The sequence below is a fragment of the Caballeronia sp. LZ062 genome (genome assembly GCF_031450785.1).
Lineage (GTDB): Bacteria > Pseudomonadota > Gammaproteobacteria > Burkholderiales > Burkholderiaceae > Caballeronia.
In genome coordinates, this window is record NZ_JARTWB010000001.1 from 78,753 (window position 1) to 99,544 (window position 20,792).

Genomic DNA, 20,792 nt, shown 5'->3' on the forward strand with positions numbered 1-20,792 from the left:
CCGCCCATTGTAAACGGCGGCCGTGGTCGTACTCAAATCCGAAACGATCTGCGCGCGAGCGCGTGATGGCGAGCTTCTGCATAGGAATGGAAACTGGCCGATCGATCAATCTTTACAATGTAAAAACCGTTGACGCAACGTTCGCGTGAACTCAGAATGTTTCCACCGTAAAGATTGATCCTGACATCAAGGAGAACGACCATGTCATTGCAAGCGATTCTGGCCGGCACGCCGGCGTGGGTCTGGGTGTTGTTGGCTGTGCTCGTGTCGCGCGGCCTGAAGGCGATGAAAGGCGGCACCGCGCCGCTTTCGAAGCTCGCGGTCGTGCCGGCTATCTTTGCCGCGTGGGGCTTGTTGCATATCTTCACCGGGCCGGAAGCGGGCTGGGAACCGGCGGCGACCTGGCTCGTCGGCGGCCTGTTCGGCGTCGGCATCGGCGCGATGCTCGCGAAAAAAAGCGCGATGACGGTGGACCGCGTGCGGCGTACCGTCAGCGTGCCGGGCTCGGTCGTGCCGATGCTTCTGATCCTCGCGACCTTCGCCTCGAAGTTCTTTATCGGCTTCGAACTGGCGACCACCGCGAGTGTCGGTGTTGACTTTGTACTGGTAGCGCTGAGTGCGCTGATTTCGGGTGTGATCGCCGGCATTTTCGCGGGCCGCTTCCTGATCTACTGGCTCGCGCTGCGGCCAGCGGCGGTATTCGAGCGCGTGTGAGTCCGGCACAAAAAAGCCGTGGAGCCGCTATGCACGGCTCCACGGCTTCGACGTTGAAGCTTGTGCGCTTACTGCGGCTGAATGTTCGCCGCTTGCAAGCCCTTCGGACCCTGACGCACGTCGAACAGCACCTTTTGATTCTCTTGCAGCGACTTGTAGCCGTCCGCCCGGATTTCCGAGAAATGCGCGAACAGGTCGGGGCTGCCGTCGTCCGGCTTGATGAACCCGAAACCCTTCGTGTCGTTAAACCATTTCACAGTGCCAGTTGCCATTGTTTCCTCTTCTTCTGCAGCGTTGAGCGAGGCCATGCCTCGCGTGGTGATGAATCGTTGGGTAGCGCGTGGCCGTCAGGCGAGCGCGGCTTCGTCGGGAATCTCGTTGAGCAGCGTCGAGAGCTGGCTGTCCGCGTCGCGGCCGCTAAATTCCCGCAGCGTTGCCAGCAGCGTGCGCCAGGGCGCAGGCCAGCGCGTTTCCCGCACGCAGCGGCCGGTGGCGTCGGTAATGCGGAGCAGGGTGGTATCGGGATAGTACGTGAGCGTGACGGGCATGCCGTCGAGGACGCAGGTTGCAGTGCAAGGTTTTGGTGTGAACATGCTTTTTTAATGGGTAAGAGAATCGTCGCCGCGCGTTGCGCGCTGGTCGGTCGACGGTGCGTGGTGTAGAGCAACGTCCGTGCCTAGCCGCTTCGGGCGAGCGGCAAGCTCGTCGCCAATAGCCGAAGTTCGAAAGTGCGTTGCAGTAAGTTGAATGCCGAATGCGTCAGTTTCAGGTTAGTTGGCGAAAATTACTCGGATAGACTCGTGTCGTAATTATTCGAGGAGCTTTAACATGTTTGTCGCCACGTTGCTTCTGTGTCCGGTTGGCGTTGCCGCGCTTTTCGCATTCGCTTTGTTCGCCGATAGGGCTTTCCGCCGGGCCGGGCTGGAAAAAGCGCCCGCGATCGCGCACCCGGAAGTGCAGAACCGACGCGACGTCGAGCGCCGCTGATAGGAAACGCTTGCCACCGATCCGCTCTGGCTATCGATTGATCGCTGTTTCGAATTGTCGCGTTATCGGCTCCCGTCTATAGTGCTTACGACAAAACGACAGGAGACAACGCATGAACCGGATCGATCTGGCGGAACGCACCGTGGTCATCACCGGCGGCGCGCGCGGCATCGGCCTCGCGGTCGCGCAGCGGGCGCTTCTTTCGGGCGCGAACGTCGCGCTGTGGGATGTGGACGCCGAACGGCTTCAGCGCACGCGCGCCGAACTGGCGTCGAAGCACGAAGACCGCACGGTGAGCGAGTGCGTCGTCGAACTGACCGATGAAGCATCCGTCGAGGCCGCCGCGCAATCGACGCTCGCCGCGCACGGCAAGATCGACGTGCTCGTGAACAACGCAGGCATCACGGGCGGCAACGGTTCGACGTGGGAACTCGCCCCGGACGTGTGGCGCCGCGTGATCGACGTCAATCTGATCGGGCCGTACCTGACGTGCCGCGCCGTCGTGCCGCATATGCTGAAGAACGGCTATGGCCGCATTGTCAATGTCGCGTCGATAGCGGGCAAGGAAGGCAATCCGAACGCCTCGCACTACAGCGCGTCGAAGGCCGGTCTCATCGGGCTCACCAAGTCGCTCGGGAAGGAACTCGCGGGCAAGAACATTCTCGTGAACGCGGTCACGCCCGCCGCGGCCAAAACCGAAATTTTCGATTCGATGTCGCAGCAGCACATCGACTACATGCTCTCCAAGATTCCGATGAACCGCTTCCTCATGCCGGAGGAAGCGGCGTCGCTCATTCTGTGGCTCTCGTCCGAGGACTGCGCGTTCAGCACGGGCGCCGTATTCGACTTGTCGGGCGGACGCGCGACCTACTGACAGCGCGCTTCACTGGAGAGAGACATGGACCACTCCGCCGCGGCGGAAGGCGCTGTCACGTCCCGCGTGATGCGCCGGCTGCTGCCGTTCCTCTTGCTGATGAACGTGCTCGCGTTTCTGGACCGCGCGAACATCGGCTTCGCGCAGAAGGCCTTGCAGCAGGACACCGGTCTCACGAACGCCGCGTTCGCGTTCGGCGCGGGCGTCTTTTTCGTCGGCTATGCGATCTTCGAGGTGCCGAGCAATCTCCTGTTGCATCGCGTGGGCGCGAAGCTGTGGATGTGCCGCATCATGGTCACGTGGGGTCTCGTTTCGTCGGCGATGGCCTTCGCGCATTCCGCGACGACGTTCTACGCATTGCGCTTCCTGCTCGGCGTGGCGGAAGCGGGCTTCTTTCCCGGCATCGTCTATTACCTGACGCGCTGGTTTCCGCAGAACGCGCGCGCCCGGGCGCTCGGCGTGTTCTATTTCGGCGCGCCGCTCGCCTTCATCTTCGGCGCGCCGCTTTCGGGACTGCTGCTCGATCTGCACGGCGTGCTGGGCTTTGCCGGCTGGCAGTGGCTGTTTCTCGTCGAAGGACTGCTCGCGTCGATTGTCGGCGCGTGGGCGTTCTGGTATCTCGACGACGATCCCGCTCGCGCGCGCTGGCTCACGCAGGACCAGCGGGCGTGGCTCGTCGCGCGCCTCGATGACGACGCGCGCGCTGCGTCGTCGCACGGGCCGCATCGCGTGCTGGCCGCGTTGGTCGATCCGCGCGTGCTGGTGCTGTGCTGCGTCTATTTCCTGATTCAGGCGGCGGTGTACGGCGTCGTCTTCTATCTGCCGCAGCAGGTCGCTGCGCTGCTCGGCACGAAGGTCGGGTTTCGCGTCGGGCTCGTGACCGCGCTGCCGTGGATCGCGGCGGTCGTCGTGACGTGGATCGTGCCGCGATATGCGGATCGCACCGGCACGCATCGCCTGTGCGCTGTGGCGCTGCTCGTCATGTCGGGCCTGGCCATCGCGGTGTCCGGGCTTGCCGGGGCGCCCATCGTCTCGCTGATCGCGCTCTGCTGCGCCGCCAGCGGATTCATTGCCGCGCAGCCGCTTTTCTGGACCTTTCCGACGCGCTATCTGACCGGCGCGGCCGCCGCCGCGGGCATCGCGCTCATCAATTCGCTCGGCGGACTCGGCGGATTCTTCGCGCCGATGGCCCGCACCGCCGCCGACGCCGCTTTTCATTCCGCGAGCGCCGGGCTCGTCGTGCTCGGCGCGGCGAGCGTGCTGGCGGCGCTCGTGATCGTCGCGCTCGTGCGCGTGCCGGCGCACGGCTCGGTCGCCGAATCTCGCGCCGATAGCCCCAAACCGGCGAACGCGTCCTGACCATTCCAATATACGGAGACGAAACCATGTCCATGCCCACCATCCGCCAGGTTCGCGCGTTCGTCGTTCGCGGCGGCGGCGCGGATTATCACGATCAGGGCGCCGATCACTGGATCGACGATCACATCGCCACGCCGATGGCCCGCTATCCGGAGTATCGGCAGAGCCGGCAGTCGTTCGGACTCAACGTGCTCGGCTCGCTCGTCGTCGAAATCGAAGCGAGCGACGGCACCGTCGGCTTCGCGGTGACGACGGGCGGCGAGATCGGCGCGTTCATCGTCGAGAAGCATCTGGCGCGCTTCATCGAAGGGCAGCGCGTGACGGACATCGAGAAAATGTGGGATCAGATGTACTTCGCGACGCTCTATTACGGGCGCAAAGGCATCGTGCTGAACGCGATCTCGGGCGTCGATCTCGCGCTGTGGGATCTGCTGGCGAAAGTGCGCAAGGAGCCGGTGTTCCAGTTGCTGGGCGGCCCCGTTCGCGACGAATTGCAGTTCTACGCGACGGGTGCGCGGCCGGACCTCGCTAAGCAAATGGGCTTCATCGGCGGCAAGATGCCGTTGCAGCACGGCCCGGCGGAAGGCGAAGAAGGGCTCGCCGCGAACATCGCGAAGCTCGCCGACATGCGCTCCAAAGTGGGCGACGACTTCTGGCTCATGTTCGACTGCTGGATGTCGCTCGATCTCAATTACGCGAAGCGGCTCGCCACCGCCGCGCACGAATACGGCCTGAAGTGGCTCGAAGAAACGCTGCCGCCCGACGACTATTGGGGCTACGCCGAACTGCGCCGCTCCGTTCCTCGCGGCATGATGGTGACAACGGGCGAGCACGAAGCGACGCGCTGGGGCTTCCGGATGCTGTTCGAAATGGGCTGCGCGGACCTCGTGCAGCCGGACGTGGGCTGGTGCGGCGGGATCACGGAGCTGATCAAGATTTCGGCGATGGCGGATGCGCACAACGTGCTGGTCGTGCCGCACGGGTCGTCGGTCTATAGCTATCACTTCGTCGTGACGCGGCATAACTCGCCGTTCGCCGAATTTCTGATGATGGCGCCGCAAGCCGATCAGGTCGTGCCGATGTTCACGCCCTTGCTGCTCGACGAGCCGGTGCCCGTGAACGGACGCATGAAAGTGCCGGAAACGCCGGGCTTCGGCGTACGGCTCAATCCCGAATGCGCGCTGGCGCGGCCTTACACTCACTGACGAGGCGTCCTATGCTGCTGGAGAACAAAGTCGTGATCGTGACGGGCGGCTCGCGCGGCATCGGACGGGCGATTGCGCTGGCTAGCGCGCGCGAAGGCGCGAACGTCGCGATCAACTACTGGCGCGATAACGATCAGTCTTACGGCAAGGCATCGGCGGTGGAGTCGATCGTCGGCGAGATCGAGGCGCTTGGCCGCCGCGCGATTGCCGTCGAAGGCAACGTCGCGGAACGCGAGACGGGCATTGAACTCGTGCGGCGCACGGTCGAAGCGTTCGGGCGCGTCGACGTGCTGTCGAGCAACGCGGGCATTTGTCCGTTCCATGCGTTCCTCGACATGCCGGCTTCCGTGTACGAAACGACGGTCGCGGTGAATCTGAACGGCGCGTTCTATGTGACGCAGGCCGCCGCGAATCAGATGAAGGCGCAAGGCACGGGCGGCGCGATTGTCGCGACCAGTTCAATCAGCGCGCTCGTCGGCGGCGGCATGCAGACGCATTACACGCCGACGAAAGCGGGCGTGCATTCGCTCATGCAGTCGTGCGCCATTGCGCTGGGACCGTACGGCATTCGCTGCAATTCCGTGATGCCCGGCACTATCGCGACGGACCTGAACGCCGAAGACTTGTCGGACGCCGACAAGCGCGATTACATGGAAAAGCGCATTCCGCTCGGCCGTCTCGGCGCGCCCGACGATGTCGCGCAATGCGTGGTGTTTCTGGCGTCGGACCGCGCGCGCTATGTGACGGGCGCGTCGCTTTTGGTCGATGGTGGCCTCTTCGTCAACTTGCAGTAACCGCGAGCGAAACGGCCGAGTATTTGCGCAGCAATGCGATAAAGTATTCAGCCGGTTCGCTCAGTGTTTCGAACTTGCGGCGCAGCAGGCCGAAGCCCGACAGGCTCTTGCCGATCTCGACGGGCAACTCCACAAGCAGTTGCGCGCGCAGATAGTCGCGCACGACGGACTCGGGCAGCATCGCGACGGCGTCGCTGTTTTGCAGCAGTTGCAGCGTCGCGAAGATGGACGCGCATTCGACGATATCGGCGGGCGTGGTCAAGCCCGCGCGCGCGAGTTCTTCCTCGAAGAGACCGCGCGCGGGACTCGTGATCGGCTGGAGAATCCACGGCCAGCCGACGAGCGTTTCCAGTTCAAGGGAAGCCTTGCTTGCAAGCGGATGCTTCGCGCGCACGACGAGCCGCATAGCTTCCCGTGCGAGCGGTTCGAAGTCGAAGTCGTTGTGCTGTAGGGGCGTGGTCAGGCGGCCGAGCGCGAGATCCACTTCGCGGCGATGCAGCAGTTGCACGACCTGATCGCTCGTTTCGCCGAGTATGCGCACGTTGAGCAGCGGGCGTTCGGATTTGAGTTCGGTCACGGCCATCGCGAGCACGTCGGGCGCGGCGCCCATGATCGCGCCGACCGTCAGTTGTCCGTGACCGCCGCGCCGTTTGTTGTCGAGGTCGTCGGCGAAGCGCGTGAGGTCCGCGAGCGAACGGCGCGCGTAGGCGAGCGCGGCGGTGCCGAGCGGCGTCGGATGCATGCCGCGCGCATTGCGGTCGAAGAGCTGGAAGCCGAACGCTTCTTCGATATCCGCGAGCATGCGGCTCGCGCTCGGTTGCGCAACGTTGATGTTGTCCGCTGCCTGATGAAGATTGCGGGTGTTATCGAGCGCGACGAGCAGCGCCAGATGCTTGAATTTGAGGCGGTTGACGAGCGCGACCTGTGACACGTTCTGGTTCATTGGACAGCCCCCGCTTGATGCAACGCAACGATGTTCGCTGATACGGTTTTGCAATCGGCCAATCCTGCTTTCGGATTGTCGTGCTATCGGTCGGCGAATTATAGTCGCAGCACAACGCGCCTTATCGCAAAGAGAAGGCGCATCGAACATAAAAAAGGCGTCCGCCATGGAGACAGTGGCTTTTCGCATGACCCTGAAGCCAGGCATGCGCGAGGAGTACGAACGGCGCCATCGCGAGCTATGGCCCGAACTCGCCGATGCGCTGCATGCGGCCGGCATCCGCGATTACTGGATCTTTCTCGACGAAGCGACAGGCCATCTCTTCGCAACGTACAGGCGCACGGACACACACACGACCGACGCGCTGCCGAACTTGCCCATCATGCGCAAATGGTGGGACTTCATGGCGGAACTGATGAATACGCATCCCGACAACGCGCCCGTGGCCGTTGCGCTTGCGCCCGTTTTTCATCTTGCGTGAATCAGCCTGAGCCGCGAGGACACCACCATGCAGGTTGTCGATCCGCATATTCACCTGTGGGACCTTTCCACGCACCATTACCCGTGGCTCGCCAATCCGCAGACGTCCTTCGTCGGCGATGCGCGCAAGCTGAAACATGACTATCTGCTTGCAGACTTGCTGCGTGATGCAGAAGGCATCGACGTGCTCAAGCTCGTTCATGTCGACGCGAATCACGATCCCGCCGATCCTGTTGAAGAGACGCGCTGGCTGCAAGGCATTGCGGACGGTGAAGGGCGCGGCATGCCGAACGGCATCGTCGCGGGCGCTGATCTGTCGCGCGACGATGCTCCTCAAGTGCTGGAAGCGCACGCGGCGTTTGCGAACACGCGGGGCATTCGCCAGATACTGAATGTGCATGACAACCCGCTGTATGACTACGTGGGCCGACACTTCATGCACGAGCCACAATGGCGCAAGCACTTCGCGTTGCTGAGGCGCTTCGGTTTGTCGTTCGATTTGCAGCTTTATCCGTCGCAGATGCGGGACGCTGCGCAGCTTGCGCGTGAACATGACGACACGCAGTTCATCGTGAACCACGCGGGGATGTTCGTGGACCGCGCGTCGCCGGCGGGGTATCGCGCGTGGCGTGACGGAATGCGTGCGCTGGCGGCATGCCCCAACGTCGCCGTGAAAATCAGCGGCCTTGCGATGTTCGATCATCAATGGACAGTGGAGAGCTTTCGGGCTTATGTGCTCGAAACCATCGACACGTTCGGCTGCGAGCGCGCCATGTTCGCTTCGAACTTTCCGGTGGACCGCCTGTTCGGTTCGTACACGGCGATGTGGACCGCCTACGCGCATATTGTCGATGATGCAAGCGCGAGCGAGAAAGAAGCGTTATTCGTTCGGAATGCAGAACGTATTTATCGCATATAAGCAGGAGACGTTTCGATGACACCAAGGCTCGAAATGCGGCACGCGAGCAAGGCCTTCGGCCGCGTGCGTGCGCTCGGCGACGCGAGCTTGCAGCTTTTTCCCGGCGAAGTGCACGCGTTGCTCGGCGAAAACGGCGCGGGCAAGTCCACGCTCGTCAAGCTACTCGCGGGCGTCTATCAGCCGGATTCGGGAGAATTGCTGGTCGACGGCGTGACGCGGCGCTTCGCCAATCCCGCCGAAGCACGCAATGCAGGCATCGCGGTGATCTATCAGGAGCCGACGCTCTTTGCGGACCTCTCCATTGCGGAGAACATCTATATGGGACGCCAGCCGCGCGACAGGCTGGGGCGCATTCGCTACGACGAAATGCATCGCGAAGTGGATGCGTTGCTCGCGTCGCTCGGCGTGAACATGCGCGCGCAGCGGCTCGTGCGCGGGCTGTCGATTGCGGATCAGCAAGTCGTGGAGATTGCGAAAGCGCTGTCGCTCGATGCCAACGTCCTCATCATGGATGAACCCACCGCCGCGCTTTCGCTACCTGAAGTGGAGCGGCTCTTCGCCATTGTGCGCGGTCTTCGTGAGCGCAATGCGGCGGTGCTTTTCATCACGCATCGGCTCGACGAAGTGTTTGCTTTGACGCAACGCCTGACGATCATGCGCGACGGCATGAAAGTGCACGACGCGCTGACTGCTGACATGAGCATCGATTCGATCGTGAGCAAGATGGTGGGCCGCGACCTCGACACGTTTTATCCAAAGGCAGAAGTAACGCCGGGCGATGTGCGTCTTTCGGTGCGCAATCTCACGCGAGAGGGCGTATTCAAGAACGTGTCGTTCGACGTGCGCGCGGGCGAGATCGTCGCGCTAGCGGGTCTCGTGGGCGCGGGAAGAAGCGAGGTGGCCCGCGCGATCTTCGGCATCGATCCAGTGGATGGCGGCGAGGTCAGAGTCGGCGGCAACAGGATCGAACTCGGCAAACCGGCTGCGGCCGTGCGCGCCGGGCTCGCGCTCGTGCCGGAAGACCGGCGCGCGCAAGGACTCGCGATGGAGTTGTCCATTGCGCGTAACGCGTCGTTGACAGTGCTCGGACGTTTGATGCGGCACGGTCTCATCTCGTCGCGAAGCGAGTCCACGCTCGCTGCCGACTGGGGCAAACGCCTCCGCCTCAAAGCCAGTGATCTCGACGCACCCGTGGGCACGCTCTCCGGCGGCAATCAGCAGAAAGTCGTGCTCGGCAAGTGGCTCGCGACGAACCCGAAGGTGCTCATTATCGACGAGCCGACCCGCGGCATCGACGTGGGCGCGAAAGCCGAGGTGTATCGCACGCTCGCAGAACTCGTGAAGGAGGGTATGGCCGTGCTGATGATATCGAGCGAATTGCCTGAAGTGCTTGGCATGGCGGACCGCGTGCTCGTCATGCACGAAGGCCGTGTCAGCGCGGATATATCCCGCGCCGATGCGAACGAGGAACGCGTGATGAGCGCGGCGTTGGGCGCTCCCGCGCATACATTGGGTCACGCGGCATGATGACACGACATTCTCCCAGCTTGCCCGCCATGCACGCCGCGCAAGAGAAACGCGACGGTTTCGCCGGATCCATTGCGAAGAGCCGCGAGTTGACGCTCTTTGTCGTGCTGCTCGTGCTCGTCGGCGCGACGGCGGCGGTGAAGCCCGACTTCCTCAACCTGCAGAATCTGCGCGACGTATTGCTGAACGTGTCGATCATCGGCTTGCTGACCGCAGGCATGACCATCGTGATGTTGATGCGGCACATCGACTTGTCGGTGGCGTCGATTGTCGGCGTGAGCGCGTACACGGTCGGCAGTCTCTTCGTGATGTTTCCGCATATGCCGGTGGTCGTCGCGATCATCGCAGGAATGTCAATCGGACTCCTGATCGGTGCGTTGAATGGCGCGCTCGTCACGTTCGGCCGCGTTCCGTCGCTAGTCGCCACGCTTTCCACGCTTTACATCGTGCGCGGCGCGGATTACGCATGGGTCCACGGTGGACAGATCAATGCAACAAGTCTGCCGGATGCCTTCGCAAGAATCGCGACCGGCTCGTTGCTCGGCGTGCCGAATCTCGTTTTGATCGCGCTCGTGGTGCTCGTCGGGCTGTCCGTGTATCTGAAGCAGTATCGCGGCGGACGCGAGCATTACGCGATCGGCTCGAATCCCGAGGCGGCGCGCCTTGCCGGCATTCGAGTGGACCGTCGCGTGATGATCGGCTTCTTGCTGTCGGGCGCCATTGCGGGGCTTGCCGGCGTGTTATGGCTTGCGCGCTTCGGCACCGTCGATGCGAGCACCGCGAAGGGCATCGAACTGCAAGTGGTGGCGGCGGCGGTTGTCGGCAGCGTCGCGATCACGGGCGGCGTCGGCACGGTGGCGGGCGCGACGCTCGGCGCACTGGTGCTCGGGGTCATCAACATCGCGCTTGTGGTGCTGCGTGTATCACCGTTCTGGCAGCAGGCGATACAAGGTGCGTTGATCGTCGCGGCGATCACGCTGGATACCTTGCTCGCGCGTTCCGTCGCGCGCCGCATGATGAGGAAACGCGATCATGGCTAAACCCGATTCTGCTCTGTCCATTGCCAAACGCCGTCATTTGCAGTGGGAAGCGATGCTAGTGATCGTGCTTGCGGTCTCGCTCGTCGCGGGGCGCGTGCTTGCGCCCATGTTCTTGTCGTCGGCGAATCTTTCCAACATGCTGGCCGATTTCACCGAAATCGCGCTGATTGCGTTACCGATGACGCTCGTCATCGTGGCGGCCGAAATCGACTTGTCGGTCGCATCAGTGCTCGGGGCATCGAGTGCGTTGATGGGCGTGCTATGGCATTTGGGGTTGCCGATGCCGCTCGTCATCGCCATCGTGCTCGTCGCAGGCACGCTCGCGGGACTCTTGAACGGGCTCGTGATCGTGCGCTTCGGCTTGCCATCGCTCGCCGTGACAATCGGCACACTCGCGCTCTATCGCGGCCTCGCGTATGTGTTGCTCGGCGATCAGGCCATCGCGGATTTTCCCGCGTCGTACACGGCGTTCGGCATCAACACGGTCGGCGATACGTTCTTGCCGATGCCGTTCCTGCTCGTGATCGCGGGGGCCATCGTCTTCACGATTCTTTTGCAGGCCACACCCTTCGGACGCAGCCTCTATGCCATCGGCGCCAACCCGACAGCCGCGCAGTTTTCGGGCATCGATGTCGGCAAGACGAAGCTGAAGCTCTTCATGATGTCGGGCGCAATGTCGGCGCTCGCGGGCATCGTCTATACCTTGCGCTTTACGAGCGCGCGGGGCGACAACGGCGAAGGTTTCGAGTTGTCCGTCATCGCGGCGGTGCTATTCGGCGGCGTGAGCATCTTCGGCGGACGCGGCTCGATGATCGGCGTGCTGCTGTCGCTCGTCATCATCGGCGTATTGCGCAATGCCCTGACGCTCGCGGATGTGTCGAGCGAAACGCTGACCATCGTGACCGGCGCGTTGCTGCTCTCTTCGGTGCTGATACCGAATCTGGTTGCGCGCTGGCGGGCGGCGCGCGAGAAGCGCCTGATGGCGCTCGATCTTTAACGAACTGTTATACCCCGCGTTGATAACCAGCGCAGACGCCTGTTTGATGGGCCGCGCACAATGACAGGAGACGTTTCGACATGAGAAAGCCCTATCGATTCGCACGCGGCCCGATGCTCGCAGCTGCCGTGCTTGCCGTCACGGTCGCATTGACTGCGAGCGCCGCGGAAGTGAAGAGCGGCCTGAAAATCGCGTTCGTGCCGAAGCAGATCAACAACCCGTATGAGGTAATCGCCGACGATGGCGGCATGGCCGCGATCAAGGAGATGAAGGGCGACGGCAAGGTCGTAGGGCCGTCGGATGCGGGAGCGTCGTCGCAAGTCAGTTATATCAACACGCTCATTACTCAACGTCAGAACGCCATCGTGATCGCGGCCAACGATGCGAACGCTGTAGTGCCGTATCTGAAGAAAGCGATGTCGCAGGGCATCAAAGTCGTCACGTTCGATTCCGACACCGCGCCCGAAGGCCGGCAGATCTTCGTGAATCAGGCGGAGTCGGAGGCCATCGGGCGCGGGCAGATCCAACTGCTGTCGAAGCTGATCGGCGGTGAAGGCGAATTCGCGATTCTCTCCGCCACGCCGAACGCGACGAATCAGAACACGTGGATCAAATGGATGCAGGAGGAGTTGAAGAAGCCCGAGTATTCGAAGATGAAGCTGGTCAAGATCGCCTACGGCAACGACGATGACCAAAAGTCGTTCGTCGAGACGCAAGGCTTGTTGCAGGCGTATCCGAACCTGAAGGGCATCGTCGCGCCGACATCGGTCGGCATTGCTGCGGCGGCGCGTTATATCTCCAGTTCGCCGGCCAAGGGTAAGGTCACTGTGACGGGCTTGGGCACGCCGAATCAGATGCGCGCGTTTATCAAGAACGGCACCGTGCAGGCGTTCCAGTTGTGGGATCCGGGTCAGTTGGGCTACCTCGCGGCATTCGCGGCGGCCAACCTTGCGTCCGGGACCATCACCGGCAAGGAAGGCGATTCGTTCGATGCCGGCAAGCTGGGCAAGCGCACAGTCGGCAAGAGCGGCGAAGTCATTCTTGGACCGCCGACGACCTTCGATGCCAGCAATATCGATCGCTTCAATTTCTAAAGGCGAATGCGGCGGAGCAGCCGGACGCTCCGCCATTTTCACGTAGTAAGTGAACCTAACTATCTGCGCGACTTCGAAAGCCGGTGTGACAGGCCGAGATTCGTCGCGATTTGCCAGACGTACACGCGCGAGAAGCGCACGCCGTAGCGCCGCTCGATCAACTCGCGCAGGCGCGCGTTGGTCCACGTATCGCTCTGAAAGCCGTGTTTGCGTGCCGAAGTCTGCAACGCGGCGGCGATCCAGTCGAGCGCCGGGCGGTCCAGCACGGACGTGCGCCCGCCGACGCCCATCTTCGCGAGCGCATCCAGCCCGCCTTCTGAAACGATGCTTTTGTAGCGACGCACCGTCTGAACCGACAGATGCAGTTCGTTCGCGACCGCCTCGACCGATGCGCCGTCGAGCAGCCTGCGCCCAGCGGTCATGCGCCGCACGACGCTCGGAAGGGTGGCGGGGCGGGACGGCATCGGTCGGTCCGCGGCTCGGGCGCGCGGCTGTTCAGCCGCCTATCCCGGCGGCGCGAAAGCGTGTCAACCGGTGCGCCGAACTGCGCGATGCGTCGAGACTGGGCGCGGCGTCACGGCGTCCGTATGCGTTCATGCGTGGCTCCTTTTCGGGAGACTGCGGAACTCGATCGGGCGTGCTCAACGGTAAGGTGATGCGCGGCCTGCGAAGGAAGGCCGGCTGCTGTGAGGTACCAATAAACGTTTTACGGCGCGATGGGCACGCGTCGCCGCAAATTTTTCGCCTTGAATTATCGAAGCAAATTGCCTATGCGCGGTGCGGCGCAGTTCACCCCGTAGGTGCGGAGGACGACGCCGAAAGACGGCTCCGGCCGATCACGCCTCCGAGCGCACTCGAAAGGCAATGCGCGAGCCTCAGACACGATAAAACTCGATATCCTGGCCGGCGTGTACCGCGCGCTTCAACCATTCGGGCATGTCGCCGACGCCGTCCCACGTGTCGCCGCTCGCGTTGCGGAAAACCGGACCGGCTCCGTTCGACGCGGGCACCGACGGCAATTGCGGCATTGCCCGATGCGTTTTATGCGCGCCATTTGCCGCGTTCCCGTTGGTTTTCGTGAACGTGGGCGGTGGCGGTGGCGCGGCCTGCGCTTCGGCTAGTGCTTCGGCCAGGGCGGTCTCGGTAATGCCGAATTCGGCCATTCGGCTGCGCAAGTACGCAATGATGCTATCTCGCTTTCTTTCGTCCACGGCTTTCCTGATTCAGCTTTTTGATTTGCAGAAGACGAACCCATGCCCCGCGCGGACCGGGGCGGTTCGATGACATTAATAGGTGTATTACCAAGCGTGGCGCAGTGTGTGCCGCTCGTCAATTGGTGAATTTACCGCGAGGCTGTATTAATCCGCCAGACTCATTGACGCGTTCGCCGATTAGAGTCTCTTTAGCCCATTCATTCGTTCGAGGATCACCGCGACGGACGCACGACAACAGTGCGCGCGGGAAGTCACGCGAAAACCACGATACGCAGAGGGGCAAGCCGCGCCGCCGCCGATTAGACGACAGCCGAAATGCTCGCTCCGCTTCTATTGTATGCTGCTCTTAGCCACTAATAGAAAGTTTTAACGCGAATGTTGTTCTCCCGGTAATTCCGCACCGTGCGCCCGAATCGCGGCAATCAGTTCTGCCGGCGTTATTTCATAGCGGACTTCTCGGTGAATGCCGGGTTTACGTTCATCGATCTCGATCAGCAGCACGGCTTTGCCGTCAGCGGCAGGTTCGAGCTTCAACGAGCGCACTTCCTGACCCGTGGCGTCGTCATATTCGGTCAGGAGCGTCATGGCCCCGCTGGCTGCGCTTTTCGGCATCGACATTCTTCCTCCCGTCTTGCGACGTATTTGTTGTTGTTCCGCTGCATCGCCCGGCCGCGCGCAGCTCAGTGCTTACGCGTTCGAAGGACTAAACAGGGCGGATACGGCGGACGCGAAGCCCGACGCCCGCGCGCCGGCACTCCGGTATCTCATTATTGCCTGTCAAAAGCGCGGGCGTCTAGCGCCCGGCTTTTCCGGCTGTTCGCGCCTCAGGCCGTCGTCAGGCCGTCGCGCCGATGGCGTCGCGGGCTTGCGCCGTGAGTTCGAACGAACGCAGGCGCGCGGCGTGGTCGAAAATTTGCGCGGTGACGATCAATTCGTCGGCCCGCGTCTGATCCATCACCGAGCGCAGGCCCGCCTCGACGTCCGCTCGGTCGCCGACGACCGAGCACGACAGCGAGTGCTCCACGCCCGCGCGCTCGCCCGGCGTCCACGCGATCGATTCGACGGGCGGCGGCAGTTGTCCCGGCGTGCCACGTCGAAGATTGATGAACTGCTGTTGCAGCGATGTGAAAAGGAAGCGGGCTTCGTCGGCGGTGTCGGCGGCGAAGACGTTGACGCCGACCATCGCGTAAGGTTTGTCCAGCGTGGCGGACGGCCGGAATTGCGAGCGATACACGTGCAGCGCGGTCATCAGATAATCCGGCGCGAAATGGGACGCGAACGCGAACGGCAGCCCGAGCGCCGCCGCAAGCTGCGCCGAGAACAGCGACGAGCCGAGCAGCCAGATAGGCACATTCAGTCCCGCGCCGGGCACCGCGCGCACGCGCTGGCCTTCCACCGGATCGGCGAAATAACGCTGCAGCTCCACGACGTCGTCGGGGAACGAATCGGCGCTGCCTTGCAGGTCGCGACGCAGGGCGCGAGCGGTCGTCTGGTCGGTGCCGGGCGCGCGTCCGAGTCCGAGGTCGATGCGGCCCGGAAACAGCGAGGCGAGCGTGCCGAACTGCTCGGCGATCACGAGCGGCGCGTGATTCGGCAGCATGATGCCGCCCGAGCCGACGCGAATGGTCTTCGTGCCGCCCGCGATATGCGCGATCACCACCGACGTCGCCGCACTGGCGATGCCCGTCATGTTGTGATGTTCCGCGAGCCAGTAACGCCGGTAGCCCCAGCGTTCAGCGTGCTGGGCGAGGTCGAGCGAATGGGCGAAGGCGTCGGCGGCGGTCGAGCCGAGCGGAATGGGCGAGAGGTCCAGCAGCGAGAAGGGGATCATTGCGAAATTGGCCTGCAAGAGTGTCGCGGCGTGGCGTGCGGATGCGCGCAGCGGCCACGCGTCGGAGATTCGATTGTGCCGAAAGTCCGCGAAGTCTGCCGAAGCGGGCGCGGGCGGTTCTGGCCCGGCTTGCGCGTGCCGATTGTCGCGGGCGCGGCAACGACCGCCCGATCCGCTGCGCGCGGTGTGGCCGTTTCAGATGCCTGCGGTGCGCGTCTGCCGCTACGCCAGCACCGGATATCCGCGTTGCGCCGCTTCGCGTTCATAGCGAAGAATCGGCGCGTAGTCTGCCTGCGTGAAGCGCACGAAGCCTTTGAGCTTCAGCCGGCTGGCGAGCGGCCGATCATGCGCGATGGCATCGCACAGCGCGGCGGCGAGCGCATCGACCATATCGCGCGGCACGCGTTTCGATGCGATAAACGGCAGGGCTGCCGCGCTCGCCGTCACGCCGAGTTCGCGCACGCCGGCCACGAGTTCAGGACGATGCTCGCGCACGAAGGCCAGCGTCACGCAGTCGATGGCGGCAATATCCGCGCTCTTCTCGACGGCGATGGCTCGCAGGGACGCGAGATGCCCGCCGCTTTTCGTTATCGAGCCGAAAAACCGCCCGCCGTTCGCGAACGGCGCGACTGCATGGCGAAAAAGGTTCATGCCGCTGTTCGAATCGTCGTCGTTGTAGACGGCGCGCAGGCCGCGGCACGCCTCAAGCGACGGCGCATCCACATGGGCGGCCACGACGAGCACACTGCGATAGCCGCCGTTCTCGCAGCCGGGAACATCGAAATGCGGCGTGGCGACGAGTTGCACCTGATCATCGAGCGCATGCAGCAGCGGATAGCCGCATGTCTGCGAGAGCAGCAGATCCTCGCGCAGCCAGAACGCGGTCAGGTCCGACACGTGATCCGCGATGGCGAGCGTGTCGCCGCGCGCGTCGAGGCGCCCGGCGAGGCGGGTATGCACGGCGTCGAGCAACGCGCGCCAGTCGGCGGCGAGCGCGGGCGTCACGTTGTACATCGGCAGGGCGGCGGTCCAGTGCATCGTCGGCGGGTGGCTTCGAATATTGCATCGTAACGGCGTTTCGCTGCGATGCGTTCAGGACGCCCGGTCGAAAGCCATTCAGCAGATGGCGTTTTCTGCAGGCCGGCAAAGGAATCGCCCGCGACGCCAGTTCCAGTTCGCACGTTCTGCCGCTAGTCGCGTCATCAGTGGTATCGCTCGAACCGGGTCGTCCGCAGTGGCACGCATGGAAGCAGGACAAGGCCCGTGAGGCCGTCGCGAGCAGTCCGTAAGCGGAGCGTTCCGACCTTGGGCCGGCGATCAGGCGGTCGCTTTGTCCGACATCGGCGGCAATAAGGATGCGAAGCCGGCCCGGAAGCGATCAGCGACGCTTGGCCCGCGATGCGCAGTCACAGCGTTCAGCGGCCGACGCCCGCGCTCGCGAACGATGCCGCGCCGCTGCCGGATGTGCGAACGTGCGCCGCATCGTCACACACTCCCGGAAGCCGCCTCCGCCCGCTCGACACGGGCGAACGTCCGTTCCCCCGCATCCTCGCCCGAGGCCGCGAACGGATGCACCGGCGCGGCTGCCTGCGCGAGCGCATATCGCCGCAACCACTCGCCGTATCCCCGCACGACGAAACCGCCGTTGCTCGCGCGATACGCGTCGCGCCGCTCGCTGTAGATCGCGCCGAGCGCGAACCACGGCACGCCCGGCAGATCGTGGTGCACCGCATGGTAGTTGTTGTTCAGAAACAGCAGCCGCCACGGCCATGAAGCCTCGTTGAGAACCGTGCGCTCGCGCTCGGCACCGACCGCGCGATGCTCCTGAAACGAGCGCACCGACGAAAGCGCCAGCGCCGCATAGCCCACGCCAAGGAACGCGCGCCACGGCACGCCGCATCGCGCGTCGAGCCACCACGCGAGAACCGCCAGCGCCGCAAGGTGCGCCATCCAGCTGGCGACGATCCGCCATTCGCGATGGAGAACCGCCTGCGCGGCTTCCCGCCACGACGCGGCAATGGCGAACCACGGCCCGATCAGCAGACGGCCCACGAACGTGTTGCGCGCGGCGACTGCGGCGCGCAGCACGACGCCCGCGTTCGCCCACTGCGCGGGCGTTACGTAGTAGCTCTCGGGATCGCTGCCCGGGACGGTCAGATGCGCATCGTCGTGATGACGCAGATGCGACGCGCGATAGACCGCATACGGGAACCACACCGCGAGCGGCGCCAGCCCGAACATCATGTTGACGAGAGGCCAGCGCGTCGGATGCCCGTGCAACAGCTCGTGCTGAAGCGACATGTACCAGCACGACAGCACCGCGAGCAGCCCGAGCGCGAGCGGCAATCCGAGCGTGCGCGCGTTGATGGCGACGGCGAACCAGCCGCCATGCACCGTGACGATCACGAGCCATGTCGGCCATTCGCTGCGCCAGCGCCACGACGCGCGTCGATCCTGGATTGCATCGCGTTGGACGTCGTCGAGATAGCGTGGCATGGCGGGCTCTGAATGGCGAACGGCCATGTTAGCCGTCTGCCCGCGCGACCCCAACGAACGAATTCGCCTATGTTTTGCACGCAAAGCGAATAGGTGCGCACTTTGGTCAAATAGATAGACATCCGAAATAATCGCCCGGATTGGCAACGGAGCGACGCGAATATTGGCCGCAGGACGAAGCAGGGTATTCTCTGACGCTGTCTCCGGCTCTTCGCCCGCCTCGCGCACATATGACCCGACCCACCGATTCCGGCACCGCGTCGATCTCTCAGGCCACGCGGCGGCTGCCCGCCCGCTCCGCGCGTCTTTTCGCCGGACTCATCGCGTTCAACGTGCTCGCGTGGCTTTGGGCGCTCATCGCGTTTCGTCACTATCCGCTGCTCATGGGGACGTCGCTGCTCGCCTATTCGCTCGGACTTCGCCATGCTGTCGATGCCGACCACATCGCCGCCATCGATAACGTCACGCGCAAGCTGATGCAGCAGGGCAAGCGACCGCTCTCCGTCGGCATCTATTTCTCGCTGGGACACTCGACGGTCGTGATGCTCGCGACGGCGCTCATTGCCGCGACTGCGCTTGCCGTACAGGCGCGCTTCGCGGCGTTTCGCGAGATCGGCGGGTTGATCGGCACGTCGTTTTCGGCATTTTTCCTGTTCGCCATCGCCGCGATGAACCTCATCGTGCTGCGCGGCGTGTGGGGCGCGTTCCGCCGTGCGCGGCGCGGCGAAACGTTGCGCGAGGACGATACCGGCCTGCTCGTCGGCGGCGGGCTGCTCGCGCGCATTGCGCGGCCGCTGTTCGCGCTCATCGGCAAAAGCTGGCACATGTACCCGCTGGGCTTCCTGTTCGGCCTCGGCTTCGATACGGCGACCGAGATCGGGCTGATGGGCATCGCGGCGTCCGAAGCGGCACGCGGCATGCCGGTCTGGTCCATTCTCGTGTTTCCCGTGCTGTTCGCGGCCGGCATGTCCCTGATCGACACCGCCGACAGCCTGTTGATGGTCGGCGCCTACGGCTGGGCGTTCATGAAACCGGTCCGCAAGCTGTACTACAACCTGACGGTGACGCTGGCGTCGGTGGTCATAGCGGTGTTCGTCGGCAGCGTGGAGTTGCTGGGTCTTCTCGCGGACCGCCTGCAACTCAAGGGCGGGCTCTGGAACCTGGCCGCGTGGCTGTCGGACCATTTCGGCGCACTCGGGTATGCGGTCATCGGACTCTTCGCCGCGTGCTGGGTCGCATCGGCGCTTCTCTACAAGTGGCGCGGCTACGACGCAGCCGACGATGCGCTGGACTCCGGCATCGCACGCTAGCTTTCGTTTTCCTGATGCGGGCATCGTTTCTGCTGTCCATGTGCGCCTGCCGCTCGTCGATTCCGGGATCGGGCGGCCATCAAGGAGAACACACCATGGCAGATACGCAGGACGGCTCGCGAGAGGGCGGTTCCGCAGGCGCGGAGTCCCCGAACCTCGACGATACTCAACGGGAGCAGGCGGCCAAGCATTCCACGCCGCATGCGCTCGTGATCCACGAGATCGTGCGGGAGGAGGGCGAGGCCGCGATGGAGCGGACCTTCGCCGCGTTGACGTGGTCCGCGCTGGCCGCCGGGCTCTCGATGGGCTTCTCGTTTCTCGTGCAGGCGATACTGGAAAGCGCGGTGCCGGAGACGCACTGGAGCAGCCTTATCACGAGCCTCGGCTATACCATCGGCTTCGTGTTCGTCATTCTCGGACGGCAGCAGTTGTTCACCGAAAGCACGCTGACGGCGGTGTTGCCCGTCCTCACGCGCCGCGACATGAAGACGGTCGCCAAGACTCTGCGCCTGTGGGTGATCGTGCTGGTGTTCAATCTGATCGGCACGGCGATTTTCGCGAGCCTGCTGCAGCTTCCCGGCGTGTTCTCGCCGGAGGTCACCGAGGCGCTTGCCAAGGTCGCGAAGGCGCCGTTCTCCGGCAGCTTCGGCGTGACGGTCGCACGGGCGCTTTTTGCCGGCTGGCTGATCGCGCTGATGGTCTGGCTTCTGCCGAGCGCGCGGTCGGCGCGTCTGCTCACGATCCTGCTCGTCACCTACACCATCGCGGTCGCGAAGCTCTCGCACGTGATCGCGGGGTCGGCCGAAGCAGCCTACGCGGTGTTGTCGGGCGCGGCGAGCCTGTCCGACTACTTCCTCGTGTTCCTCGTGCCGACGCTCATCGGCAATATCCTCGGCGGCGTGTCGCTCGTGGCGATCGTCAATCACGCGGCCATCGCGCCGGAAATCAACGGCACGCCGCAGAACGCGGACTGAGCGCCGCATTCATCGCGACGTCAGCCCGCCATCA

At 63.8% G+C, this 20,792-nt stretch carries 22 protein-coding genes; 13 read left to right on the top strand and 9 right to left on the bottom strand.

Features of this window, described 5'->3' with window-relative positions; translation table 11 throughout:
- The first annotated feature begins 201 nt into the window (after window positions 1–201).
- Window positions 202–714: a DUF6622 family protein gene (locus tag P9239_RS00440; protein ID WP_404980148.1), complete on the top strand. Its 513-nt coding sequence runs from the start codon at window positions 202–204 to the stop codon at window positions 712–714.
- Between the two features lie 68 nt (window positions 715–782).
- Here P9239_RS00440 and P9239_RS00445 read toward each other — a convergent pair whose 3' ends face one another.
- The gene (locus P9239_RS00445; RefSeq protein ID WP_309748551.1) at window positions 783–986 is read right to left on the bottom strand and encodes a cold-shock protein; all 204 of its coding nucleotides are present in this window, start codon (window positions 984–986) and stop codon (window positions 783–785) included.
- Window positions 987–1,061: 75 nt separating this feature from the next.
- The gene (locus P9239_RS00450) at window positions 1,062–1,307 is read right to left on the bottom strand and encodes a hypothetical protein (RefSeq protein ID WP_309748552.1); all 246 of its coding nucleotides are present in this window, start codon (window positions 1,305–1,307) and stop codon (window positions 1,062–1,064) included.
- 506 nt (window positions 1,308–1,813) lie between these two features.
- Between P9239_RS00450 and P9239_RS00455 the strand changes: the two genes are divergently transcribed.
- Genes P9239_RS00455 through P9239_RS00470 form a run of 4 tightly spaced genes read left to right on the top strand, consistent with a single transcriptional unit; the run spans window position 1,814 to window position 5,933 of the window.
- Window positions 1,814–2,575, top strand: a complete 762-nt coding sequence (locus P9239_RS00455) for an SDR family NAD(P)-dependent oxidoreductase (RefSeq protein WP_309748553.1) — start codon at window positions 1,814–1,816, stop codon at window positions 2,573–2,575.
- A gap of 24 nt (window positions 2,576–2,599) precedes the next feature.
- Window positions 2,600–3,934, top strand: a complete 1,335-nt coding sequence (locus tag P9239_RS00460) for an MFS transporter (protein ID WP_309748554.1) — start codon at window positions 2,600–2,602, stop codon at window positions 3,932–3,934.
- 26 nt (window positions 3,935–3,960) lie between these two features.
- Window positions 3,961–5,139 (top strand): L-rhamnonate dehydratase, encoded by a 1,179-nt coding sequence (gene rhmD / locus P9239_RS00465; protein ID WP_175941938.1) that lies wholly within the window; start codon window positions 3,961–3,963, stop codon window positions 5,137–5,139.
- Window positions 5,140–5,150: 11 nt separating this feature from the next.
- Window positions 5,151–5,933, top strand: coding sequence for an SDR family NAD(P)-dependent oxidoreductase (locus P9239_RS00470; RefSeq protein WP_309748555.1), 783 nt, complete (start codon window positions 5,151–5,153; stop codon window positions 5,931–5,933).
- Here the strand turns inward: P9239_RS00470 and P9239_RS00475 are convergent.
- Window positions 5,920–6,876, bottom strand: coding sequence for a LysR family transcriptional regulator (locus P9239_RS00475; RefSeq protein WP_309748556.1), 957 nt, complete (start codon window positions 6,874–6,876; stop codon window positions 5,920–5,922). The genes P9239_RS00470 and P9239_RS00475 overlap by 14 nt on opposite strands.
- A gap of 166 nt (window positions 6,877–7,042) precedes the next feature.
- Here P9239_RS00475 and rhaM point away from each other — a divergent pair, with 166 nt between their 5' ends.
- The 6 genes from rhaM to rhaS all read left to right on the top strand — a co-directional run bounded on the left by rhaM (window position 7,043) and on the right by rhaS (window position 12,933).
- A complete protein-coding gene (rhaM, locus tag P9239_RS00480; RefSeq protein ID WP_309748557.1) occupies window positions 7,043–7,357 on the top strand; it encodes an L-rhamnose mutarotase in 315 nt (104 codons plus the stop codon).
- Window positions 7,358–7,384: 27 nt separating this feature from the next.
- On the top strand, window positions 7,385–8,275 hold the full coding sequence (locus P9239_RS00485; RefSeq protein ID WP_309748558.1) for an amidohydrolase family protein: 891 nt from the start codon (window positions 7,385–7,387) through the stop codon (window positions 8,273–8,275).
- A gap of 15 nt (window positions 8,276–8,290) precedes the next feature.
- Complete coding sequence (locus tag P9239_RS00490; RefSeq protein WP_309748559.1) at window positions 8,291–9,802, top strand: sugar ABC transporter ATP-binding protein; 1,512 nt, start codon at window positions 8,291–8,293, stop codon at window positions 9,800–9,802.
- The gene (locus tag P9239_RS00495) at window positions 9,802–10,842 is read left to right on the top strand and encodes an ABC transporter permease (RefSeq protein ID WP_404980177.1); all 1,041 of its coding nucleotides are present in this window, start codon (window positions 9,802–9,804) and stop codon (window positions 10,840–10,842) included. Before P9239_RS00490 ends, P9239_RS00495 begins: the two co-directional genes overlap by 1 nt.
- Window positions 10,835–11,839 (top strand): ABC transporter permease, encoded by a 1,005-nt coding sequence (locus P9239_RS00500; RefSeq protein WP_309748560.1) that lies wholly within the window; start codon window positions 10,835–10,837, stop codon window positions 11,837–11,839. Before P9239_RS00495 ends, P9239_RS00500 begins: the two co-directional genes overlap by 8 nt.
- 80 nt (window positions 11,840–11,919) lie before the next feature.
- Entirely contained in the window at window positions 11,920–12,933 is a 1,014-nt protein-coding gene (gene rhaS, locus P9239_RS00505; protein ID WP_309748561.1) for a rhamnose ABC transporter substrate-binding protein, read from the top strand.
- 59 nt (window positions 12,934–12,992) lie between these two features.
- Here rhaS and P9239_RS00510 read toward each other — a convergent pair whose 3' ends face one another.
- From P9239_RS00510 to P9239_RS00535, 6 genes are all read right to left on the bottom strand, one after another.
- Complete coding sequence (locus P9239_RS00510) at window positions 12,993–13,397, bottom strand: helix-turn-helix domain-containing protein (protein ID WP_309748562.1); 405 nt, start codon at window positions 13,395–13,397, stop codon at window positions 12,993–12,995.
- 411 nt (window positions 13,398–13,808) lie between these two features.
- Window positions 13,809–14,144 (bottom strand): H-NS family nucleoid-associated regulatory protein, encoded by a 336-nt coding sequence (locus tag P9239_RS00515; RefSeq protein ID WP_309748563.1) that lies wholly within the window; start codon window positions 14,142–14,144, stop codon window positions 13,809–13,811.
- 369 nt (window positions 14,145–14,513) lie between these two features.
- Window positions 14,514–14,759: a hypothetical protein gene (locus tag P9239_RS00520; RefSeq protein WP_309749575.1), complete on the bottom strand. Its 246-nt coding sequence runs from the start codon at window positions 14,757–14,759 to the stop codon at window positions 14,514–14,516.
- 223 nt (window positions 14,760–14,982) lie between these two features.
- Window positions 14,983–15,978, bottom strand: coding sequence for a luciferase-like monooxygenase (locus P9239_RS00525; protein WP_309748564.1), 996 nt, complete (start codon window positions 15,976–15,978; stop codon window positions 14,983–14,985).
- A 222-nt stretch (window positions 15,979–16,200) separates the two neighbouring features.
- Window positions 16,201–17,016, bottom strand: a complete 816-nt coding sequence (locus P9239_RS00530; RefSeq protein ID WP_309748565.1) for a PhnD/SsuA/transferrin family substrate-binding protein — start codon at window positions 17,014–17,016, stop codon at window positions 16,201–16,203.
- Between the two features lie 447 nt (window positions 17,017–17,463).
- On the bottom strand, window positions 17,464–18,474 hold the full coding sequence (locus tag P9239_RS00535) for a fatty acid desaturase (RefSeq protein WP_309748566.1): 1,011 nt from the start codon (window positions 18,472–18,474) through the stop codon (window positions 17,464–17,466).
- 230 nt (window positions 18,475–18,704) lie between these two features.
- Here P9239_RS00535 and P9239_RS00540 point away from each other — a divergent pair, with 230 nt between their 5' ends.
- Both P9239_RS00540 and P9239_RS00545 read left to right on the top strand, forming a co-directional pair.
- Window positions 18,705–19,784, top strand: a complete 1,080-nt coding sequence (locus tag P9239_RS00540; RefSeq protein WP_309748567.1) for a HoxN/HupN/NixA family nickel/cobalt transporter — start codon at window positions 18,705–18,707, stop codon at window positions 19,782–19,784.
- Window positions 19,785–19,879: 95 nt separating this feature from the next.
- Window positions 19,880–20,758 carry a formate/nitrite transporter family protein gene (locus P9239_RS00545; RefSeq protein ID WP_309748568.1) on the top strand — a complete coding sequence of 293 codons (879 nt, stop codon included), beginning with the start codon at window positions 19,880–19,882 and terminating at the stop codon, window positions 20,756–20,758.
- Window positions 20,759–20,792 lie beyond the last annotated feature (34 nt).

What these genes read in the sequence shown, in the direction of transcription:
- P9239_RS00500 (WP_309748560.1), top strand. Translation starts at nt 10,835, where the DNA reads ATGGCTAAACCCGATTCTGCTCTGTCCATTGCCAAACGCCGTCATTTG.
- rhmD (WP_175941938.1), top strand. Translation starts at nt 3,961, where the DNA reads ATGTCCATGCCCACCATCCGCCAGGTTCGCGCGTTCGTCGTTCGCGGC.
- P9239_RS00455 (WP_309748553.1), top strand. Translation starts at nt 1,814, where the DNA reads ATGAACCGGATCGATCTGGCGGAACGCACCGTGGTCATCACCGGCGGC.
- P9239_RS00520 (WP_309749575.1), bottom strand. Translation starts at nt 14,759, where the DNA reads ATGCCGAAAAGCGCAGCCAGCGGGGCCATGACGCTCCTGACCGAATAT.
- P9239_RS00495 (WP_404980177.1), top strand. Translation starts at nt 9,802, where the DNA reads ATGACACGACATTCTCCCAGCTTGCCCGCCATGCACGCCGCGCAAGAG.
- P9239_RS00485 (WP_309748558.1), top strand. Translation starts at nt 7,385, where the DNA reads ATGCAGGTTGTCGATCCGCATATTCACCTGTGGGACCTTTCCACGCAC.
- P9239_RS00525 (WP_309748564.1), bottom strand. Translation starts at nt 15,978, where the DNA reads ATGATCCCCTTCTCGCTGCTGGACCTCTCGCCCATTCCGCTCGGCTCG.
- P9239_RS00470 (WP_309748555.1), top strand. Translation starts at nt 5,151, where the DNA reads ATGCTGCTGGAGAACAAAGTCGTGATCGTGACGGGCGGCTCGCGCGGC.
- P9239_RS00460 (WP_309748554.1), top strand. Translation starts at nt 2,600, where the DNA reads ATGGACCACTCCGCCGCGGCGGAAGGCGCTGTCACGTCCCGCGTGATG.
- P9239_RS00535 (WP_309748566.1), bottom strand. Translation starts at nt 18,474, where the DNA reads ATGCCACGCTATCTCGACGACGTCCAACGCGATGCAATCCAGGATCGA.
- P9239_RS00440 (WP_404980148.1), top strand. Translation starts at nt 202, where the DNA reads ATGTCATTGCAAGCGATTCTGGCCGGCACGCCGGCGTGGGTCTGGGTG.
- P9239_RS00445 (WP_309748551.1), bottom strand. Translation starts at nt 986, where the DNA reads ATGGCAACTGGCACTGTGAAATGGTTTAACGACACGAAGGGTTTCGGG.
- P9239_RS00540 (WP_309748567.1), top strand. Translation starts at nt 18,705, where the DNA reads ATGACCCGACCCACCGATTCCGGCACCGCGTCGATCTCTCAGGCCACG.
- P9239_RS00530 (WP_309748565.1), bottom strand. Translation starts at nt 17,016, where the DNA reads ATGCACTGGACCGCCGCCCTGCCGATGTACAACGTGACGCCCGCGCTC.
- P9239_RS00510 (WP_309748562.1), bottom strand. Translation starts at nt 13,397, where the DNA reads ATGCCGTCCCGCCCCGCCACCCTTCCGAGCGTCGTGCGGCGCATGACC.
- P9239_RS00545 (WP_309748568.1), top strand. Translation starts at nt 19,880, where the DNA reads ATGGCAGATACGCAGGACGGCTCGCGAGAGGGCGGTTCCGCAGGCGCG.
- rhaM (WP_309748557.1), top strand. Translation starts at nt 7,043, where the DNA reads ATGGAGACAGTGGCTTTTCGCATGACCCTGAAGCCAGGCATGCGCGAG.
- rhaS (WP_309748561.1), top strand. Translation starts at nt 11,920, where the DNA reads ATGAGAAAGCCCTATCGATTCGCACGCGGCCCGATGCTCGCAGCTGCC.
- P9239_RS00450 (WP_309748552.1), bottom strand. Translation starts at nt 1,307, where the DNA reads ATGTTCACACCAAAACCTTGCACTGCAACCTGCGTCCTCGACGGCATG.
- P9239_RS00475 (WP_309748556.1), bottom strand. Translation starts at nt 6,876, where the DNA reads ATGAACCAGAACGTGTCACAGGTCGCGCTCGTCAACCGCCTCAAATTC.
- P9239_RS00490 (WP_309748559.1), top strand. Translation starts at nt 8,291, where the DNA reads ATGACACCAAGGCTCGAAATGCGGCACGCGAGCAAGGCCTTCGGCCGC.